This is a genomic window from Rhodobacter maris, assembly GCF_900217815.1.
In the GTDB taxonomy this organism is placed as follows: Bacteria; Pseudomonadota; Alphaproteobacteria; order Rhodobacterales; family Rhodobacteraceae; genus Rhodobacter; species Rhodobacter maris.
Genome location: NZ_OBMT01000024.1, coordinates 1 through 15603 on the forward strand (window position 1 = coordinate 1; position 15603 = coordinate 15603).

The 15603-nt window shown below is 66.3% G+C and carries 19 protein-coding genes, 1 tRNA gene and 1 pseudogene; 15 read left to right on the plus strand and 6 right to left on the minus strand.

Translation table 11 applies throughout. The annotated features are described in order from the left end of the window. The first annotated feature begins 17 nt into the window (after positions 1-17). From CRO22_RS17620 to CRO22_RS17640, 5 genes are all read left to right on the plus strand, one after another. Positions 18-94 (plus strand) — tRNA-Met (locus CRO22_RS17620). Between the two features lie 373 nt (positions 95-467). After that, positions 468-1262 (plus strand): hypothetical protein, encoded by a 795-nt coding sequence (locus CRO22_RS17625; RefSeq protein ID WP_141399480.1) that lies wholly within the window; start codon positions 468-470, stop codon positions 1260-1262. A 213-nt stretch (positions 1263-1475) separates the two neighbouring features. After that, positions 1476-2009: a phosphatase PAP2 family protein gene (locus tag CRO22_RS17630; RefSeq protein WP_097071464.1), complete on the plus strand. Its 534-nt coding sequence runs from the start codon at positions 1476-1478 to the stop codon at positions 2007-2009. A gap of 12 nt (positions 2010-2021) precedes the next feature. Beyond that, positions 2022-2771, plus strand: coding sequence for a COG4280 domain-containing protein (locus CRO22_RS17635; RefSeq protein ID WP_097071465.1), 750 nt, complete (start codon positions 2022-2024; stop codon positions 2769-2771). Beyond that, positions 2768-2983: a hypothetical protein gene (locus CRO22_RS17640; protein WP_097071466.1), complete on the plus strand. Its 216-nt coding sequence runs from the start codon at positions 2768-2770 to the stop codon at positions 2981-2983. Before CRO22_RS17635 ends, CRO22_RS17640 begins: the two co-directional genes overlap by 4 nt. Here the strand turns inward: CRO22_RS17640 and CRO22_RS17645 are convergent. The 3 genes from CRO22_RS17645 to CRO22_RS17655 all read right to left on the minus strand — a co-directional run bounded on the left by CRO22_RS17645 (position 2980) and on the right by CRO22_RS17655 (position 5463). Continuing rightward, entirely contained in the window at positions 2980-4278 is a 1299-nt protein-coding gene (locus CRO22_RS17645) for a sensor histidine kinase (protein ID WP_097071467.1), read from the minus strand. The two genes, CRO22_RS17640 and CRO22_RS17645, sit on opposite strands and share 4 nt — an antisense overlap. Then, complete coding sequence (locus CRO22_RS17650) at positions 4275-4946, minus strand: response regulator (RefSeq protein ID WP_097071468.1); 672 nt, start codon at positions 4944-4946, stop codon at positions 4275-4277. Before CRO22_RS17650 ends, CRO22_RS17645 begins: the two co-directional genes overlap by 4 nt. A 121-nt stretch (positions 4947-5067) precedes the next feature. Beyond that, positions 5068-5463, minus strand: coding sequence for a PepSY domain-containing protein (locus CRO22_RS17655; protein ID WP_176518694.1), 396 nt, complete (start codon positions 5461-5463; stop codon positions 5068-5070). Positions 5464-5671: 208 nt separating this feature from the next. On the opposite strand from CRO22_RS17655, the gene CRO22_RS18600 reads away from it, so the two are divergent. The 3 genes from CRO22_RS18600 to CRO22_RS17670 all read left to right on the plus strand — a co-directional run bounded on the left by CRO22_RS18600 (position 5672) and on the right by CRO22_RS17670 (position 9106). Then, a complete protein-coding gene (locus tag CRO22_RS18600; RefSeq protein WP_102024766.1) occupies positions 5672-6355 on the plus strand; it encodes a hypothetical protein in 684 nt (227 codons plus the stop codon). Beyond that, positions 6352-7137 carry a COG4705 family protein gene (locus tag CRO22_RS17665; RefSeq protein WP_097071470.1) on the plus strand — a complete coding sequence of 262 codons (786 nt, stop codon included), beginning with the start codon at positions 6352-6354 and terminating at the stop codon, positions 7135-7137. Before CRO22_RS18600 ends, CRO22_RS17665 begins: the two co-directional genes overlap by 4 nt. A 76-nt stretch (positions 7138-7213) precedes the next feature. Then, positions 7214-9106, plus strand: a complete 1893-nt coding sequence (locus CRO22_RS17670; RefSeq protein ID WP_097071471.1) for a bifunctional DedA family/phosphatase PAP2 family protein — start codon at positions 7214-7216, stop codon at positions 9104-9106. Between the two features lie 278 nt (positions 9107-9384). On the opposite strand, the gene CRO22_RS17675 is transcribed toward CRO22_RS17670, so the two are convergent. Further along, entirely contained in the window at positions 9385-10329 is a 945-nt protein-coding gene (locus CRO22_RS17675) for a DUF6880 family protein (RefSeq protein ID WP_342745187.1), read from the minus strand. A 180-nt stretch (positions 10330-10509) separates the two neighbouring features. Then, positions 10510-10896 (minus strand): DUF6880 family protein, encoded by a 387-nt coding sequence (locus CRO22_RS17680; RefSeq protein ID WP_097071473.1) that lies wholly within the window; start codon positions 10894-10896, stop codon positions 10510-10512. Between the two features lie 390 nt (positions 10897-11286). Between CRO22_RS17680 and CRO22_RS17685 the strand changes: the two genes are divergently transcribed. The 4 genes from CRO22_RS17685 to CRO22_RS17700 are packed head-to-tail and all read left to right on the plus strand — an operon-like array spanning position 11287 to position 13923. Then, positions 11287-12681, plus strand: coding sequence for a plasmid recombination protein (locus tag CRO22_RS17685; protein ID WP_176518695.1), 1395 nt, complete (start codon positions 11287-11289; stop codon positions 12679-12681). Positions 12682-12690: 9 nt separating this feature from the next. Then, a complete protein-coding gene (locus tag CRO22_RS17690) occupies positions 12691-13188 on the plus strand; it encodes a hypothetical protein (protein WP_141399481.1) in 498 nt (165 codons plus the stop codon). A 60-nt stretch (positions 13189-13248) separates the two neighbouring features. Further along, a complete protein-coding gene (locus CRO22_RS17695; protein WP_097071476.1) occupies positions 13249-13491 on the plus strand; it encodes a FitA-like ribbon-helix-helix domain-containing protein in 243 nt (80 codons plus the stop codon). Positions 13492-13494: 3 nt separating this feature from the next. Beyond that, complete coding sequence (locus tag CRO22_RS17700) at positions 13495-13923, plus strand: type II toxin-antitoxin system VapC family toxin (RefSeq protein ID WP_097071477.1); 429 nt, start codon at positions 13495-13497, stop codon at positions 13921-13923. A 74-nt stretch (positions 13924-13997) separates the two neighbouring features. Here the strand turns inward: CRO22_RS17700 and CRO22_RS17705 are convergent, their stop codons facing one another. Then, the gene (locus CRO22_RS17705) at positions 13998-14411 is read right to left on the minus strand and encodes a hypothetical protein (RefSeq protein ID WP_097071478.1); all 414 of its coding nucleotides are present in this window, start codon (positions 14409-14411) and stop codon (positions 13998-14000) included. Positions 14412-14522: 111 nt separating this feature from the next. On the opposite strand from CRO22_RS17705, the gene CRO22_RS19085 reads away from it, so the two are divergent. From CRO22_RS19085 to CRO22_RS17715, 3 genes and pseudogenes are all read left to right on the plus strand, one after another. Further along, positions 14523-14849: a hypothetical protein gene (locus CRO22_RS19085; RefSeq protein ID WP_217991928.1), complete on the plus strand. Its 327-nt coding sequence runs from the start codon at positions 14523-14525 to the stop codon at positions 14847-14849. 9 nt (positions 14850-14858) lie between these two features. Continuing rightward, positions 14859-15302 carry an ATP-grasp domain-containing protein gene (locus tag CRO22_RS19090; RefSeq protein ID WP_217991929.1) on the plus strand — a complete coding sequence of 148 codons (444 nt, stop codon included), beginning with the start codon at positions 14859-14861 and terminating at the stop codon, positions 15300-15302. 16 nt (positions 15303-15318) lie between these two features. Further along, a pseudogene (locus tag CRO22_RS17715) lies at positions 15319-15603 on the plus strand (hypothetical protein); the annotation flags it as partial.

Below are 15603 nucleotides of genomic sequence, written 5' to 3' on the forward strand. Positions count from 1 at the left end.
CGCTACGCGCAGACAGTCGCGGGGTGGAGCAGCCCGGTAGCTCGTCAGGCTCATAACCTGAAGGTCGTAGGTTCAAATCCTACCCCCGCAACCAAAAAAATCAGCAATAACAGCTATTTAAGCGGCTCCTCCGAGGGGCTGTTTTGCTATTGTGCGGCCCGATATAGCGCCCAGCTAGCGGCACAGGGCGCCAGCACCAGCAGCTAGCGGGATTCGTTCACGAAAGCGCCCCCGCAACCCATGCTGCGAGGCCGCCTACCGTTGCGAGGGGCAAAGGAGGTCCGCTGACGGCTGCGGTCGTTGGATTAACGAGGGACGAACCGCTGTGCCTCGCGCGGGTGGCAAGTCCGCGTGCTGTAGCTCTGCCGTCCTTTGGCTCTACAGCTAGGGTGTCCGTCGCCGCCCACGGGGCGGCAGCTTGAAGTCGTCGCACATCCTGACCCTGACCACATCGTCAGACCAGAAGGGTGCGGCGCATCTCATGCAGACAGGTCAGCCTCAAGGCTGGCGATGGTCGTACCAAAGCGCGCTACGGTTGCGTCGAACTTGCGGGTGACGCCCGCCAGCTTCGCCTGAGCGTGGTCATCCGCTTTCAGCAGCGCCGCTTCCTTCGTCAGCGTCGGGTCGGCGACCCGACTATGAAGACCATAAAGACGCTCACCCCCACCCTCGCCGCCCTGCTGCTGATCGGCACGCTCTCCCCGGCGCTGGCCGCCGACACGGATACCGACGGCGACGGCATCCCCGACATCTCGGAACCCTTGCTGCACACCGACCCGATGAACGCCGACACCGATGGCGACGGCGCTAACGACCTCGCCGACAGCGACCCGGTGAATGCGCCCAGCCCGATCGTGGCGGACGGCGCGGCGGCGACCTATCGCATCGGCGAGACGCTGGTCGAGAACAACATCGACCCGGTGGCGCACAAGGACGCGCCCGACCACCTCGAGATCCAGGTGTTCAACGACGGCCCCACCGACCTGACCGGCTACACGCTGTTCTACACCTTCACCGACAATGACAGCGGCGCGACCGAGGCCACCATCCTCCACCCCGACGTGACCATCCCCGCAGGCAGCGAGGCGCGCATCCACATCGACGAGGGCACCGCGCCGGGCCACCTGCGGGCCAATCCGAACTCGATCTATGTCACCTCGATGGCGGGCAAGCATGTTACCGCGACGCTCCAGGCCGATGGCATGGCGGCGGTGACCGCGACGGTGGAAAAGGGCCCGGGAGGCGCGGAGCAGGCCGACTGACCCAAGCAGGACGGCACCTGACACCCCTCCCGGAGGACGCCCGGCGGACACTCACCCGCCAGGCCTTTTCCACGGCACGGACACGTCCCGCCGACCGGACACAAGTCCGGCATCCCGCCCGGTTTGCGGATGCAAAATACCGCAACCGGGCATACAGATTCACCCGGGCCGGGAGCGAGGCACGCCCTCTTGCCGGAAACCGAAAGGCAGGCCATGGACGCCGCGATCACCCATTGTATCAACTCGCTGGCCGGGCAGGTCCCGCTTGTCGACGGGGCGATGATCGCCCTGACGCAGGCCGGGATACCGCTGATGGTGGCCATCGTCGCCCTGCACTGGTGGGGCCGCGACGACCGGCGCCACGCCGCGCTCTGCGCCGGACTGGCCTTCCTGCTGGGACTGGCGATCAACCAGGCGCTCCTGCTGGAGATCCACCGCCTGCGCCCCTACGAGACCGGCGTCACCCGGCTGCTGATCGCACCCAGCGCCGATTGGTCGTTTCCGTCGGATCATGCCACCGCCGCCTTTGCCATCGCCGTCTCCTTTGCCCTGCAGGCCCTGCCGCGCCGCGCGCTGGCCTTCCTGGCCGTCGCGGTGCTGGTCAGCCTGTCGCGCGTCTATGTCGGCACCCATTACCTGGGCGACGTGTCGGGCGGCGCGGCCACGGGCGCCCTCGCGGCGCTGCTGGTCCGCATGACCTGGCGCGAGGGCAACCGCCTCGACCGCCTTGCCACCAGCCTGCTGTGAGGGAGCGCTGCCATGCCTGACTGGACCACCGCCGGACCCGCCGTGGGGGCGGCCTTCCTCGCCTCGCTGGTCGAGGTCGTCGAGGCCTTTACCATCGTGCTGGTCGTCGCCACCCTGCGCGGCTGGAAACCTGCCGTCGCCGGGACCGGCGCGGCGCTGGCGCTGCTGGCGCTGATCGTGGTGACGCTGGGGCCGCTGCTGGCGCTGGTGCCGCTGGCAGCGCTGCAACTGGTCATCGGGGTCCTGCTGCTGCTCTTCGGTATCGGCTGGCTGCGCAAGGCCGCCCTGCGCACCGCCGGTGTCATTCCCCTGCATGACGAGGATGCGATCTTTGCCCGCGAGACGGCGCAGTTGGGCGCCGAGGTGGCGCGCAGCAAGACCGCGCAGGACTGGATCGCGGGCATCGCCGCCTTCAAGGCGGTGCTGCTCGAAGGGCTGGAGGTCGTGTTCATCGTGATTGCGGTCGGCGCGGGCAAGGGTCTGCTGGGGCCCGCGAGCCTCGGTGCACTGGCCGCCTGCGCGCTGGTGCTGGTCGCGGGCGCGCTGGCCCACCGGCCGCTGACCCGGGTGCCCGAGAACACGCTGAAGTTCGGCGTCGGCGTCATGCTCTCCGCCTTCGGCGTGTTCTGGACCGGCGAAGGGCTGGGCATCGACTGGCCCGGCGGCGACCTGGCGCTGCTGGTCTTCGCCGCGCTGTTCCTGCTGACCGGGCTGGGCGCCGCGCGCATGGTCCGCCCTGTCCCCACGGAGGTCACCTCATGAGCATCCTCAAGGATGTCCTGGCCGATCTGGCCAGCATGTTCGTCGCCGATGCCCGACTGACGGGCGCGATCCTGGCGCTGGTCGCTGTGGCTGCGATGCTGGTTTGGGCGGGATTGCCGTCGCTGGTGGGCGGCGCGGTGCTGTTGGTGGGCTGCCTCGCCGTCCTCGTCCTCGCGGTCCGGCGCGAGGCAGCGCGACGGGCGCGGCGCTAGGCGGGGAAGTCGACGGTCACCATCAGGCCGGGCGCCGCATCCCCCAGCGTGAGCCGCGCGCCATGCAGGTCGGCGATGGCCTTGACCATGGCCAGGCCCAGCCCCGACCCGGGGGTCGAGCGGCTGGCCTCCAGCCGTGCAAGGCGGCGCAGCACCACCTCACGCTGCCCCTCCGGGATGCCCGGCCCGCCGTCGCTCACCGTCAGCACCCGCCCCGTCAGCGACAACCGGATATCGGTCCCCGGCGCATGGCGCAGCGCGTTTTCCAGAAGGTTCGCAATCAGCCGCGACAGCAGGTTCCGGTCCCCGACGACGGGCAGCGGTCCGGCCACCATGCAGGTCAGCCGCGCGCCGGCATCCTCCGCCGATGTCTCGTAGATCTCCGCCATGTCGGCCACCAGAGCGCCAATGTCCACGGGGGCAAAGCCGTCGCGCCCCTGCCCACCTTCCAGCTGGGCGATCTGCAACAGCGACTGAAAGGTGGCAATGATCTGCTCCGTCTCCTCCTGCGCCTGGTCCAGCAAGGCGCGCGCCGCGTCGGGCAGTTCCGTGTCCGCAAGACGTTCCAGCCGCACGGCGACCCGCTGGATCGGTGTCTTCAGGTCATGCGCGATATCCGCCCCGATCTGGCGCAGCGCGCCTGTGGCCGCCTCCTGCGCCTCGGCCATGCGGTCCACATCGCGGGAGATGTCGCCGAGGTCGGTGTCGGGATGCGGGCTGCCCACGCGGGCGTCCAGCGAGCCCTGGCTCAGCCGGTGCAGCGTGGACCGGATCGCCTCGACCCGCGCCGCCGTGCGCCGCACTACCACGATGCCGATGGCCGAGGTCAGCATCAGCGCGGGCAGCAGGGCAAATCCGAGGATGGCGATGAAGGTCTCGTGCAGTTCCGCCATGCTGTCGCGGCCCACCGCCACCGTCAGCGCGCCGGGCGCAAGGTCGGCGTGGCGCACGAGGTAGCTGTCCGCCACCGGTTCCGGCAACCCGGTGGCCTCGCTGTCGATCACGCCGTCGGGCAGCGCCCCGACGCTGGCCAACGTCTCGCCGCCCAGCTCCAGCCGCAGCAGCAGCGCGCGCGGATCCGAGGCCGAGACGATCTCGCGCGCCCGTTCGATGCGCTCGACAGGTTCGGGAATGGCTCGCAGGTCCTCGATCACCTGATCGGCGCGCAGGTCGATGTCGGATTTCAGCGCGCCATGCATCAGCCCGTAGGCCACGGCCAGTCCGGCCGAGATGAACAGGGTGAAGACGGCGATCAGGATCACCGAGAGCTTCAGCGGCGTCGAGCGCATCCTCATTCCGCGATCCGGTAGCCCGAGCCGCGCACCGTCTCGATCAAGGTATGGTCAAAGGGCTTGTCCACCTTGGTCCGAAGGCGACTCATGTGGCTTTCCACCACGTTGGTCTGCGGGTCGAAGTGGATGTCCCAGACGCCCTCCAGCAACATGGTCCGCGTCTGCACCCGCCCCTTGCGGCGCAACAGATGCTCCAGCAGGGCAAACTCGCGCGGTTGCAGGTCGATGACCTGCCCGGCGCGGGTGACCTTGCGGGTCAGCAGGTTCATTTCCAGGTCGCGCGCCTTCAGCACCGTGGGTTCGTCCGAGGGCGGCGGGCGGCGCGACAGGGCGGTCAGCCGCGCCGAGAGTTCGCCAAAGGCGAAGGGCTTCACCAGGTAGTCATCCGCCCCGGCGTTCAGCCCGTCGATGCGGTCCTCCACCCCGCCAAGCGCGGTCAGCAGGATCACCGGCGTCGGGTTCCGCGACGCGCGCAGCGTGCGCAGGATCGACATGCCGTCGACGTCGGGCACCATGCGGTCCAGCACCATCACGTCATAGGCCCCGGTCATCGCCTGCATTAGCCCGTCGCGGCCATTGTCGATCAGGTCGACCACGTGGCCCTCGGCGCGCAGGCCGGAGGCGATGTAATCGCCGGTGGTGGGATCGTCTTCGATCACGAGGATATGCATCGGGGGCCTCAGGGGTAGGGAAATGGCATGAGGGCGGCAGGGATGACCTGCCGCCCGAAGGGTTTAGCGGATACGGGCCCCGGAGTCAGGTCCGCAGTCAGGTCCAGGCTCGGTCCGGGCCTCAGTCGTTGTCGTCCTGCTCACCGCTCTCGCCCTGTTCGTCCTGCGCGCCGGACTGTTCATGATCGTCCTGCGTCTCCATGACCTTGGTCACGGTGCCGTCGGCGGGGTTCACGAACCAGGTCTGCATGGTGCTGGCCGCATCGGCGATCTCGACCTCGTAGCCCCAGGACCCGTTGTCGTTGTTCTCCCAGCCCGCCGAGAGCGCCGTGCCGCCGGTCTGTTTCTGGGCCGTGTCCACGGCCTGCGTCAGCGTCATGCCGCTCTGCATCGCGGCCTGCACCTCCTGCGCGTCCGACATCTCGGTGCCTGCGCCATTCGTTCCGGCCCATGCGGCACCGGCGACACCGGCGGCGAGGGTGACGGGGATCAGCGAGAGGGCGATGGTGCGTTTCATGGTCAGTCTCCTGTGTGGGGCCGGGCGGGATGCCGTGGCCTCGTGAACAGGAGATGTGAACCGCGGATTGGCATCGCCTGACGAACACATTGATTATCCGTAACCGCCCGGACCGTCACATTACGCTTTCCCAACCTCGGCGTCAGGCGGGGGAGATCTGCGGCGATAATACCCACCGCATCGAAACTCTTCGGGTGAGGCTCACACCATGAAACAGCTCCTCCTTGCCACCGCGCTGATCGCCGTGCCGGTCATCGTCTTCTCCGGCGTCGAACATTACGTCATCGGCCCCAAGGCCGCCGACACCACGGTGCAGGCCGCGACCCTGCCGCCCGCCGCGTCGCTGGGCGACATGTCGGCCTTCGCCACGATTGTCAGCGACACGCAGAAGATCGCCGCGTCGGGGGATCTCAAGGCCGCAGAGGCGCGCATCACCGACCTGGAAACCGCCTGGGACGAACAGGCCACGGCGCTGCGGGCGCAGGCCCCGGTCCTCTGGGGCAACGTCGATGCCAGCGCCGATGCGGCCTTTTCCGCGCTGCGGGCCAAGGCGCCCGACGCCGCCCGCGTCGACACTGCGCTGAACGACCTCGCCGCAACGCTGGCCGATCCGTCGCTCGGTGCCGCCGAAGGCGGCGCCGCCCAGACCCAGCACGGCATCGCCGTGACCGACGCGGCGGGCCACCCGCTGCCCTGCGAGGTCATGCTCTCCGACCTGCGCGACGGCATCGCCGCCGGTCGCGCCTCCGGCGCCGCCCAACAGGTCACCGACCTGCAAACCAAGGCGCTTGAGCGCTGCAACGCCGATGACGACCGCCGCGCCGATGATTTCTCCGCCCAGGCGCTCGCCCTGCTGACCCCCGCAACCGCTTCCGCTCAGGTGACCAAATGACCTCTCTCGATGCCCGCTTCGACCTTGTTGACGGTCGGCAGACCAACCCGCTCAACAAGGTGCCCGAAGTCACCGCCGCCTTCTGGCTGATCAAGCTGATGGCCGTGACCATGGGCGAGACCGCCGCCGACTACCTGAACGTCAACCTCGGGCTGGGGCTATCCACCACCTCGATGATGATGACCGCCATCCTCGTCGGCACGCTGGCGCTGCAATTCTCGCGCGACCGCTACGTGCCCTGGACCTACTGGCTTAACGTGGTGCTGATCTCGGTCGTCGGCACGCTCTTGACCGACAACCTCGTCGACAACCTCGGTGTCAGCCTGGTGACCTGCACGGTGGGCTTCAGTGCGCTGCTCGCCGCGACCTTTGCCATCTGGTACAAGATGGAGGGCACGCTCTCGATCCACGACGTCGACAACCCGCTGCGCGAAGCCTTCTACTGGCTGGCGATCCTGTTCACCTTTGCCCTTGGCACCGCCGCAGGTGACCTCGTCGCCGAACACTTCGCGCTTGGCTACCTGGCATCCGGCGTGCTCTTCGGCTCGGTCATCGCCTCGCTGGCACTGGGGTACTTCTTTCTCGGACTCAACGGCATCCTGGCCTTCTGGCTGGTCTACATCCTGACCCGTCCGCTCGGCGCGTCGTTTGGCGACCTGCTGTCGCAGCCGGTGGACTACGGCGGCATGGGCTACGGCACCATCAAGACCTCGCTGGGCTTCCTCGCCGTCATCGCGGTGACCGTCGCCGCAATGACCGTGATGCAGAAGCGGCAGGACTGATAAGATTACAGCAACAATCCGGGGCCGCGGTCAACGCCGCCCCTCATGACTTCAGGCCCGACGACCCGACGAGACCATGACCAGCTTCACCTCCCAGATCCTCCCCACACTCGATGCCGCAGGCTTCTGGTCCTACTGGATCATCGGCCTTGCCTCGCTGCTCGAAGGCTGGTGGCTCACCTCGATCATCGTGCCCGGCACGCTGATCGTCGACGTGGGCGGGGCGCTGGCGCGGCTCGGACACCTCAGCGCCATCGACCTGACCTGGTTCGTTGCCCTCGGCGCGATCCTCGGTGGCGAGATCAGCTGGCACAGCGGCAGGTGGCTGGGCGAGCGGTTGCGGATGCCGACCTCCAATGCCTTCCTCAAGGCGCATAACCTGACCCGCAGACGCGGCGGTCTGGCGCTGGTGATCGGGCGCTTCTTCGGGCCGGTGGCTGGGTTCGTCCCATTGGCGGCGGCGCTGGCGGGGATGGAGCGCAGGCGCTTCGTCCGGTGGAACATCGCCAGCGGCACGATCTACGGCGCGGGCCATGTCGCCATAGGCTACCTCGCCGGGGACATCATGGCGCGGGTCGGCCCCTACCTGCCGCGCCTCGCGCTGCCGCTTGCCCTGCTGGCCGCCCTGATCGTGGTGACATGGGTCGTGACCCGGCACCTGAAACGCGGCCTGCCCGCGCTGCGCTCCGGGGCCTCGGCGCTGCGCAAGCGGTTGCTGATCTGGCCGCCCGCGCTGGCCTTTGTCGCGCGTCACCCGCAGACGGCAACCTTCCTCGCAGACCGGCTGCACCCGGATCGCGGGCTGCTGTTGACCGCCACTGTGGCGCTGGTCCTGTATCTTGTGGGGGTCTTCGTCGACGGCGCGCTGGACCTCGCCTTCGTCCCCGGGGCCGAGGCCCTGGATCAACGCATCGCCAACCTCGCCCATGCCTACTGGACGCCGGGCGGGCTGTCGCTCGCCACGGGGATCACGCAACTCGGCCACGTCCCGGTCGCAGCGCTGGTGGCCTTTGGGTCGGTCGCGGCACTTGCCCTCTGGGGTCGCCGCGCCTCGGCCATCGGGCTGGCAGTCGCGGTGATCGGCAACGCGGCGAACGTGACCGTGTTGAAGATCGCCTTTGGCCGCGCCCGCCCGACGCTGGCCTATGTTCTGGAGACCTCGAACAGCTTCCCCTCGGGCCACGCGGCGATCTCGGTCGCCCTCTACGGTACGCTGGCCGTGGTGCTCTGGCGCGAGAGGGTCATCGGCTCCACCACAGCCATCGTGAGCGGCGTCGCCATGGCGGCGGGCATCGGCTTCACCCGGCTCTACCTCGTGGAGCACTACCTGTCAGACGTCTTGAACGGCTGGGTGGTGGGGACGATCTGGCTGGTTATCGGGCTGACGATGGCTTCAGGTCTGCAGCGCCATGTCGCGCCCGGCCAGCCAAGGCGCGCGTCGGCGGCGCTGGCCATGGTCCTGTGCCTCGCCGGAGCGGGCTGGTTTGGCGTCCATGACGTGAAACCGCCGCAGCCCCGCGGCCCGATGTCGGCGCTGCCCGGCGCCCGGATCGCAAGTCAGGTCGTGGACATCGCCGGAACCCCCTCGCCATCCGTGTCGCTGATCCTTGATGGCACCACGGTATCCGGCGCGATGGCGGCGCTGGAACAGCACAGCTGGACAACTGTACCCGAGCCGAACCTCTCCTCGGTTGCCGTGGCGCTCTGGTCCGACCTCGTCGGTCACCCGTCCCCTGCCGCCACGGTCCCCCCGGCATTCTTCGGCACCGAACCCGCGCAAGCGACGCTCCTGTCGCCGGATGGCAGCGTGATCCTGAGGTTATGGCCGCGCGCTCGCGGCGACGTCGGCCCGGGGCTGGCGCTGGTCTTTGCCGCGGTCGAAGACACCCCTGAAGGCCATGTCGCGGCAGTCGCCAAAGACACGCAAGGCGTCCTGTCGACCATTGGCGGCATTGTTCAGGGCGGATAGCCGGTCAACCGGCCCGGATTGCACTCCTTCCAGTAGCAACCGGCCCGGATTGCACTCCTTCCAGTAGATCGACCCGTCGATCTCATCCGGCACTGGCTCAGGGTGGCAGTCAAAATGGGCTGGGACCGGTAATACGCTGCGCCCAGAACGAATGTCCGGAGAGGGCCGGATACATCGTCCGGGGGAGGCGCGACGGCCCGACCGTAGCGTCTGCTCCCTGCGCGCCTTGCGAGTGGCCGTTTTCTCCAATTGGCCTGCCTGGTTTGACCTTCTCCCCCTCAACTCTCGCGCCACAACGGACGTCGACCGATGAAACTCACCTCCGGTTCGCGGGTGACGCGTCCCTCGACCAGACCCCAGAACCCGGATTTCCGGCCATGGTTTGCCTTCAACCCCGTCCGATAGGTCGCATGTATCTCGATCTCCGGCGGCCGCGCGGGATCGGCATCGCTGGCCGGGCCAAGGCGGTCGAGGATCTGCAGGTATTTCGCCCCATGCGGATAGGCTTTCGAGCGGGCTCGGGCGAGGATGTCGTCGAGAAGTACCCTATAGAGCAGTGTCGCGGCGAGGGGCTGGTCTGCCTCCAGCGCCTCGGCGATGGCCGGCAGGATGTGCCAATCCGACCCCGACCAGGCGCCCCGATGCGCGATCACCTCCCGGGCGGCCAGATCGCGCCGCTTCCAGTCGAGGAAAAACCGCAGCGCGGTAAGCGGCACGGGGTGGTCGAGCGCCACCGCCATCGCCTGTTCCTCGGCCGCGACATCCTCGAAATCCGGCAGCGCCCGCAGATGGGCGCGTAGGATCGGCGGCGCGAGGGTGTCGCGGAACCGATCCCAGAGGATCCCGCGCGCTTCTTCGCGCCGATCAAGGCGTTTCAGGATGTCGGCCTCCAGCAGGGCCTGCCGCACCGCGGGGCTGTCGCTTTCGTCTTCATCGTCGAGAAAATCGCACAAGGTGGAATGCGCGCGCGGCCCGCCCTTGCGCACCCAGTCGAGCGCCTCGGAAAGCCGACCGGCATCGCGCAACGTCTCGGCAAGGCCAAGCGCGTCCTGTCCGCGCTCGGATTTTTCGCCCTCCAGCGCGATGAGGTGATCGAGATCGCCCCGGGCCCGCGCGATCGACTGCCGGATCTGCCGCCACTGATCGGTCATCGAATAGAACCACCGGCCGGTTGCGCGTTGCGGCGCCTCCTCGGCATGGCGCTCAGTCGAGCGGCGGGCCAGATCCTCCTCTCAGGCTGAAAGCACGTCGAGGGCCAGATGCGGGATCACCTGATCGGCGACGCGCGGCAGATAGCCGTGCTCAAGCTCGCCCAGCCGGTCCATGATCCGGTCGGGCAAATGGCGAGAAACGTCAGGCGAAAGCCGGGCCGCGATCGGGCCAAGGGCGGCGATGCCGTCTTCTTAGATGTCCTGAAGCTCTCCCGAGGAATCGTCGATCCGCTCGAAGACGGATTTGTGCGTGGCGAGAAATCGCAACAGCCGGTCGGTGCCGAGGGCGGGATCGGCGGGGGCAAGCTCATCGCGAATGCTGGCCAGAAGGGCGGCGAGATCGTCGCGGAATGCCTTGGCCTTTTCCCAGTCAACGAAGGCGCGGGCGCGTTCGAGGCCCGAAAGGCGGCGGTCGATCAGCTTGGCGATGGCCTCGGGGCCGGACTGCCCGGCCAGCGCCGCCGCGACGCGGCGCTTGAAGGCCGCGTTCGCGATCGCCTCATCGAAGACGGGGGCGGCGAGTTTCGCGGCGCCAAGCGCCTCAAGCGCATCGGGGGAGAGGGTCGGTTTGCGGGCCATGTCGAGCGTCCGGGAAAACGGGTCAAACGACTTTGCCCGAGGCCAAGGCGGGCGGCAAGGGTGGGGCAAAGCCGTCTCTGCGAAAAGAATGGCACCCCAAAATCCGGAAAAAGGCACATCCGAAGAAAACAGAAATACCCGATTCAGGAAAAATGAGCTCGGGTCCAGCAGCATGCTGGTCGCAGCACTTCCGGCTTGTCCGGGAGTGCGAGAAGGGGTCTCGGGGGTATCCCCTGAGCGAACGGGTATTTTGAAATCTGCGCCAGCGGATTGCAAAATGTCTAGTGAGTACGACGAGTGAAAAATTCACGAGCTTTTGATTAAAAAGGGTTCGCCGATTTTCGGGTGCAAGTTGGACAATTTCCTCACAGCAAGATGCCCGAGGAAACCATGTCCGTCCAGCAAAAAATTGAAAATGTATTTCCTATTACGGAAAACAGGTTTCCCATCGTCTTTCGGCTTGAGGGGCTGCATCCACGGGATATCTGGCGCATTCTGATGCATGATCGGCGGCCCGGCGGAGATCTGTCACATGTTGATCCAGAAGCGACGCGTTTCAACGAGAGATTTTTTGGGGAGCCGGATTGGGACATGAAACTCAAATCCGAAATCAGAGCGGCTCAAGAAGGAAATTTTGCGGAAAAAATCCGCGCACTGGAGGCGAAATCTCGAAAAAAAGACGCCGAAAAATTCAGACGGCTTGGCCTTTCCGATCCGTGGAACGCCTGCAGTGTGGGGCCGCTCAGGGAGGGCATTATCACGGTCAACAAAACCTGGTTTGGTGGGGCCGGAATTGCGGAATGGGATATGCAGAAAGTTTCGGATTTCAAGGCGGCCGCGATGGAATTCTTGCAGGAAAATTTTCCGGATGGGCAATTGCGCTATGCCTCGGGGCACGCGGATGAAGAAGCGTATCACATCCATTTTGTCGTCGCAGTCTGGCGCGAAAAGGTCTCGAAAAACAGCGGGCGGCAGCTCTTGTTGCAGGCCTCGGCCAATCTGTTGATCGCGCGGTACGAGACGGCGCAGGATCTGGCGGGCGAAGCCTTCGCGTCACTTGGCATCACGCGAGGGGAGCGCCGGGCCGAGGCTGCCCGTGCGGCGAAAGCGGCGGGACAACAGTCGCAGGAGAGGCGGACGCACGTTCCGCCCTCACAATGGCGGACGAAGCTTCTGGCGGACGCGCAGGCTGAGGCCGCGCAAGTGCTTGCTGGCGCGCAAGAGGGAGCGCGAGAGGCAGTCAATGAGGCGCGGGACCTTGGCGAAAAGGCGATCCGGAAGTCGCGCAAACGGGCGATCAAGGAGGCGAGGCTTCGGAAAGAAGCGGCGGATCGTGACGTGAAACGGCTGGAGCGGGGCAAGCTGGCGTTGACCGAAACGGTCACGCATCTGCGCGACGAGGCCGACGCGGCGCGGGACGCATGTCAGCAGACTTGGGGAGAGGTGGCGGCGTGGCAGGACAGGGCTGCGGAGGTGGCTGAGGAAATTGAAAGGGCGACCGTGGAATTGCGTCTGGTGCGGTCGGAGATTGGGGAAGAAGTGGCGCGTCGGGACAGAGTCCGAGAGGAGAACGAGGAGGCGGAGAAAGCGCGAGACAAGGCCCGGACGGAGGCGCTGGTGGCTGAGGGTGATTCCTTGAAGAAGAAGCAAATGGCTCGGGAGTTGCGCGAAAAACTGAGGTTGGTTCAAGAACGGGCGTTGGAGGAAGAACGGGGCTGGGAGCTGAAACGGGAACGGGTGGGATCAGAGCTGGCGTTGGAGGAAGAAAAACTGGGGTTGGTCTAGGCTCTGGTGGTGAAGGAACAAAAAAATCTGGCATTGGTCCGTCAGGAGGTCGGGGTCATAACCGACCGGATGACGGTAGAAAAAAACACGCTTCGGGCGGTCGTGAGCGACCGGGAGGTGGAGGAAAATCGTTTGGCGGAGGCGCGGCGCCAGGCAGACGCGGCGACGGTTGTCGTTGCTGCAATCGACGAGGGGCTTGAGGCGGTGTGCTCTGGGGCTCTGGCGTTCTCTGAACAAGAGGACAAGGTGAAATGGGGTGAAAACGCGCCTCAGGACGTGGAGGAGCGCAAGCGACTGGGCGCGCGGCTGAAACCGGGGCTACCGCTGATCACAAAGATCGCGGCTATGGCCGCGCGGGTGGTGAAAAAATTTCTGGCGATGGAGCGGGAGCGGCTGCGGGAGGATCTCGCGTTTGTTTCGGGGCTGCGGGCGCAATTGAGTGAGGCGCAGGCGGAAACACTGTCTAGCATCGAAGATCGGAACGGTTTTGACAAGGGGACCAAGTGAGGCATCGTCTTGATTGCAATGCTATCATCGCTTACCTTTGCACCGTAACCGGAGGGTCCGATGGCCAGCATTACGATCCGCAATCTCGATGATGATGTGAAGCGCCGCTTGCGGGTGCGTGCGGCCGAACATGGGCGCTCTATGGAAGAAGAGGTGCGTGACATCCTGCGCCTGAGCGTTTCTGCGCCCGAGGCGCCGCGCAATCTGGGGCAGGCCATCCACGCTCGTTTCGCGGCGCTAGGTGGGGTCGATCTGGAGCCGCCCTCGCGCGGCTCGATGCGGGACCTGCCGGATTTTGGCTGACCGATGATCCTGCTCGACACCAACGTCATCTCTGAACTGATGCGGGCGGAACCTTCGCCCGAGGTGCTCGCGTGGTTCGCGGCCCGCGATGCCGCGGATCTGTTTCTCACCGCGGTGACCGAGGCGGAGTTGCGCACGGGTATCGCGATCCTGCCCGAAGGTCAGCGCCGCGACCGGCTTCAGGCGGCGCTCGATGCGATGATCGCCGAGGATTTCGCGGGCCGGGTGCTGCCCTTCGACAGCCCCGCCGCCCGCGCCTATGCGCGCATCGCCGCCAGCCGCCGCGCGGTCGGACGTCCGATCGCCGAGGCCGATTGCCAGATCGCCGCCATCGCCGCGGCCACCGGCGCCGCAGTGGCGACCCGCAACACCAAGGATTTCGAGGGCTGCGGCCCGACGATCATCAACCCGTGGGTTGTTGCGCAAGCGTGACCGAAAGCGACGGGATTGGGGGCGCGCCGCCTTCTCAGTGTGTGCCATACACTGCGAGAGGACGGGGCTTACCTTCAAAGGGTCGGCCAAAAGTCAGACTCGGTCCTGTTCTGCTGGTCGCTCTGCTCGGCGCGCATCTTCGAAGCGGCCAGACAACGGCGCAGCAGCGAGATGGCCGGGCAGGACCCTCGTTTGCGGCGCAGCGCATGACGTAGCTCCGTCGCAGAGGGCGGATTGCCGACCGTGAGGTCGCGGCATTGCAAGCGCAGAAACCGGCGATAGCCGCCGTTCGCGCTACGCCCCGGGGCGGCAAGATGCGAAGGTTGCGGGCGTTGGAATTGGGGCGGTGCGCAACCGATGCCGTCGACGTCAATATGCTTGTCGTTGCCTCGATCTTCAGCGACGCCGCAGCACCAGACCAGACATTCGCGAGCTTTCCAGAAAGGGCGGTTCAGCCGTCTGCGGGCGCCCGAACGGGTTTGTGCCATCCCGCCGCAGATCGGATTCGGTCTTTTCCCAAGGGATCGTGACGCTGCGGGCTGCGGGTGCTACGAACGGGGCCTTGCGCGTTGCCTTTGTAGCGCGGAGGCCCGAACCCGATGCAGTGGATCTTGCAGCACTTCGACGACATGGAGAAACTGGCTCACGCGCTTGACCGGTTGGGGATAGCCTATTCCTGGCACAAGGTCATGCCCTTCGTGGGCGATCTGATTCCCGAACCCGAGGTGCGCGATCCACAGGCGGTGGTGATGTTTGGCGCCTATACGCTCTGGCGGTATGCGAGGGCCAAGGGGCTCTCTCCGGGCGTCTTCACGATCCGCCCTTTCGTCGAGGAAGCTCTCTGGCTCCCGCATCTGCTCAACGGGCCGGGGGCGAAGTTCTTCACCATGCGCGAAATCGCGGAGGGGTTGGACGACGATGGGTGACTCTGGTTCATCCGCCCTGTCGCGGATGGCAAGGAACAGGCGGGCAAGGTCCGCCCCGCGTCCGAGATCCTCGAGATTGCCCGCAAGGTGATGACGCTTGACCCCGAGGAGATCCCGCATGGTTCGCTGCGCCCCGAGACGCGGATGATGCTGACGCAACCGGTGCGCATTTTGACGGAATGGCGGATCTGGGTCGTCGCGGGCGAGGTCGTCACCTTTTTGCTTTACAAGGAAGGCGACCGGGTGACCTATCGGTCCGAGATCGACGCGGATGCGTTGGCCTTTGCCCAAGGACTTGCGCGGCTGAACCCGGGCTATGCGACGGCCTATGTCATGGATATCTGCCGCACCGAAAGCGGCTTGAAACTGCTGGAAACGAACTGCATCAATGCCGCCGGGTTCTATGCGGCCGATGTGATGACGCTGGCGGCGGCAATTGACGCGCTTGGCTGAGCGGTCCGGGGGCAAGATGGGTTTTGTCTTTCGACATCTGCTGCTGTTCTTCCTGCCGATCGCGCTGGCGGTTGGGCTTCACCTTGCCACTGCCCCCTTGCGGCGGGAGCTTTATCAGCAATCGAGCGTGTTTCTGCGCGATCAATTCTCCAATGACCCGGAGCGGGTTCGGACCACGCTGGAAAACGTGGGCACTGGCGGCGTCAGCCTGTCGGAGGGTCTTGACTGGGGCCTGCGCGCCGCTGTCGTGATCGGGTTTCTGGCCTTTTCACTGCTGATCCCGAAATCGGCCTCGTCACAA

Bases quoted from the DNA above. Each gene is read 5' to 3' on its own strand.
- CRO22_RS17630 (WP_097071464.1), top strand. From the start codon at position 1,476: ATGGACGCCGCGATCACCCATTGTATCAACTCGCTGGCCGGGCAGGTC.
- CRO22_RS17635 (WP_097071465.1), top strand. From the start codon at position 2,022: ATGCCTGACTGGACCACCGCCGGACCCGCCGTGGGGGCGGCCTTCCTC.
- CRO22_RS17640 (WP_097071466.1), top strand. From the start codon at position 2,768: ATGAGCATCCTCAAGGATGTCCTGGCCGATCTGGCCAGCATGTTCGTC.
- CRO22_RS17645 (WP_097071467.1), bottom strand. From the start codon at position 4,278: ATGAGGATGCGCTCGACGCCGCTGAAGCTCTCGGTGATCCTGATCGCC.
- CRO22_RS17650 (WP_097071468.1), bottom strand. From the start codon at position 4,946: ATGCATATCCTCGTGATCGAAGACGATCCCACCACCGGCGATTACATC.
- CRO22_RS17655 (WP_176518694.1), bottom strand. From the start codon at position 5,463: ATGAAACGCACCATCGCCCTCTCGCTGATCCCCGTCACCCTCGCCGCC.
- CRO22_RS18600 (WP_102024766.1), top strand. From the start codon at position 5,672: ATGAAACAGCTCCTCCTTGCCACCGCGCTGATCGCCGTGCCGGTCATC.
- CRO22_RS17665 (WP_097071470.1), top strand. From the start codon at position 6,352: ATGACCTCTCTCGATGCCCGCTTCGACCTTGTTGACGGTCGGCAGACC.
- CRO22_RS17670 (WP_097071471.1), top strand. From the start codon at position 7,214: ATGACCAGCTTCACCTCCCAGATCCTCCCCACACTCGATGCCGCAGGC.
- CRO22_RS17680 (WP_097071473.1), bottom strand. From the start codon at position 10,896: ATGGCCCGCAAACCGACCCTCTCCCCCGATGCGCTTGAGGCGCTTGGC.
- CRO22_RS17685 (WP_176518695.1), top strand. From the start codon at position 11,287: ATGTCCGTCCAGCAAAAAATTGAAAATGTATTTCCTATTACGGAAAAC.
- CRO22_RS17695 (WP_097071476.1), top strand. From the start codon at position 13,249: ATGGCCAGCATTACGATCCGCAATCTCGATGATGATGTGAAGCGCCGC.
- CRO22_RS17700 (WP_097071477.1), top strand. From the start codon at position 13,495: ATGATCCTGCTCGACACCAACGTCATCTCTGAACTGATGCGGGCGGAA.
- CRO22_RS17705 (WP_097071478.1), bottom strand. From the start codon at position 14,411: ATGGCACAAACCCGTTCGGGCGCCCGCAGACGGCTGAACCGCCCTTTC.
- CRO22_RS19085 (WP_217991928.1), top strand. From the start codon at position 14,523: ATGCAGTGGATCTTGCAGCACTTCGACGACATGGAGAAACTGGCTCAC.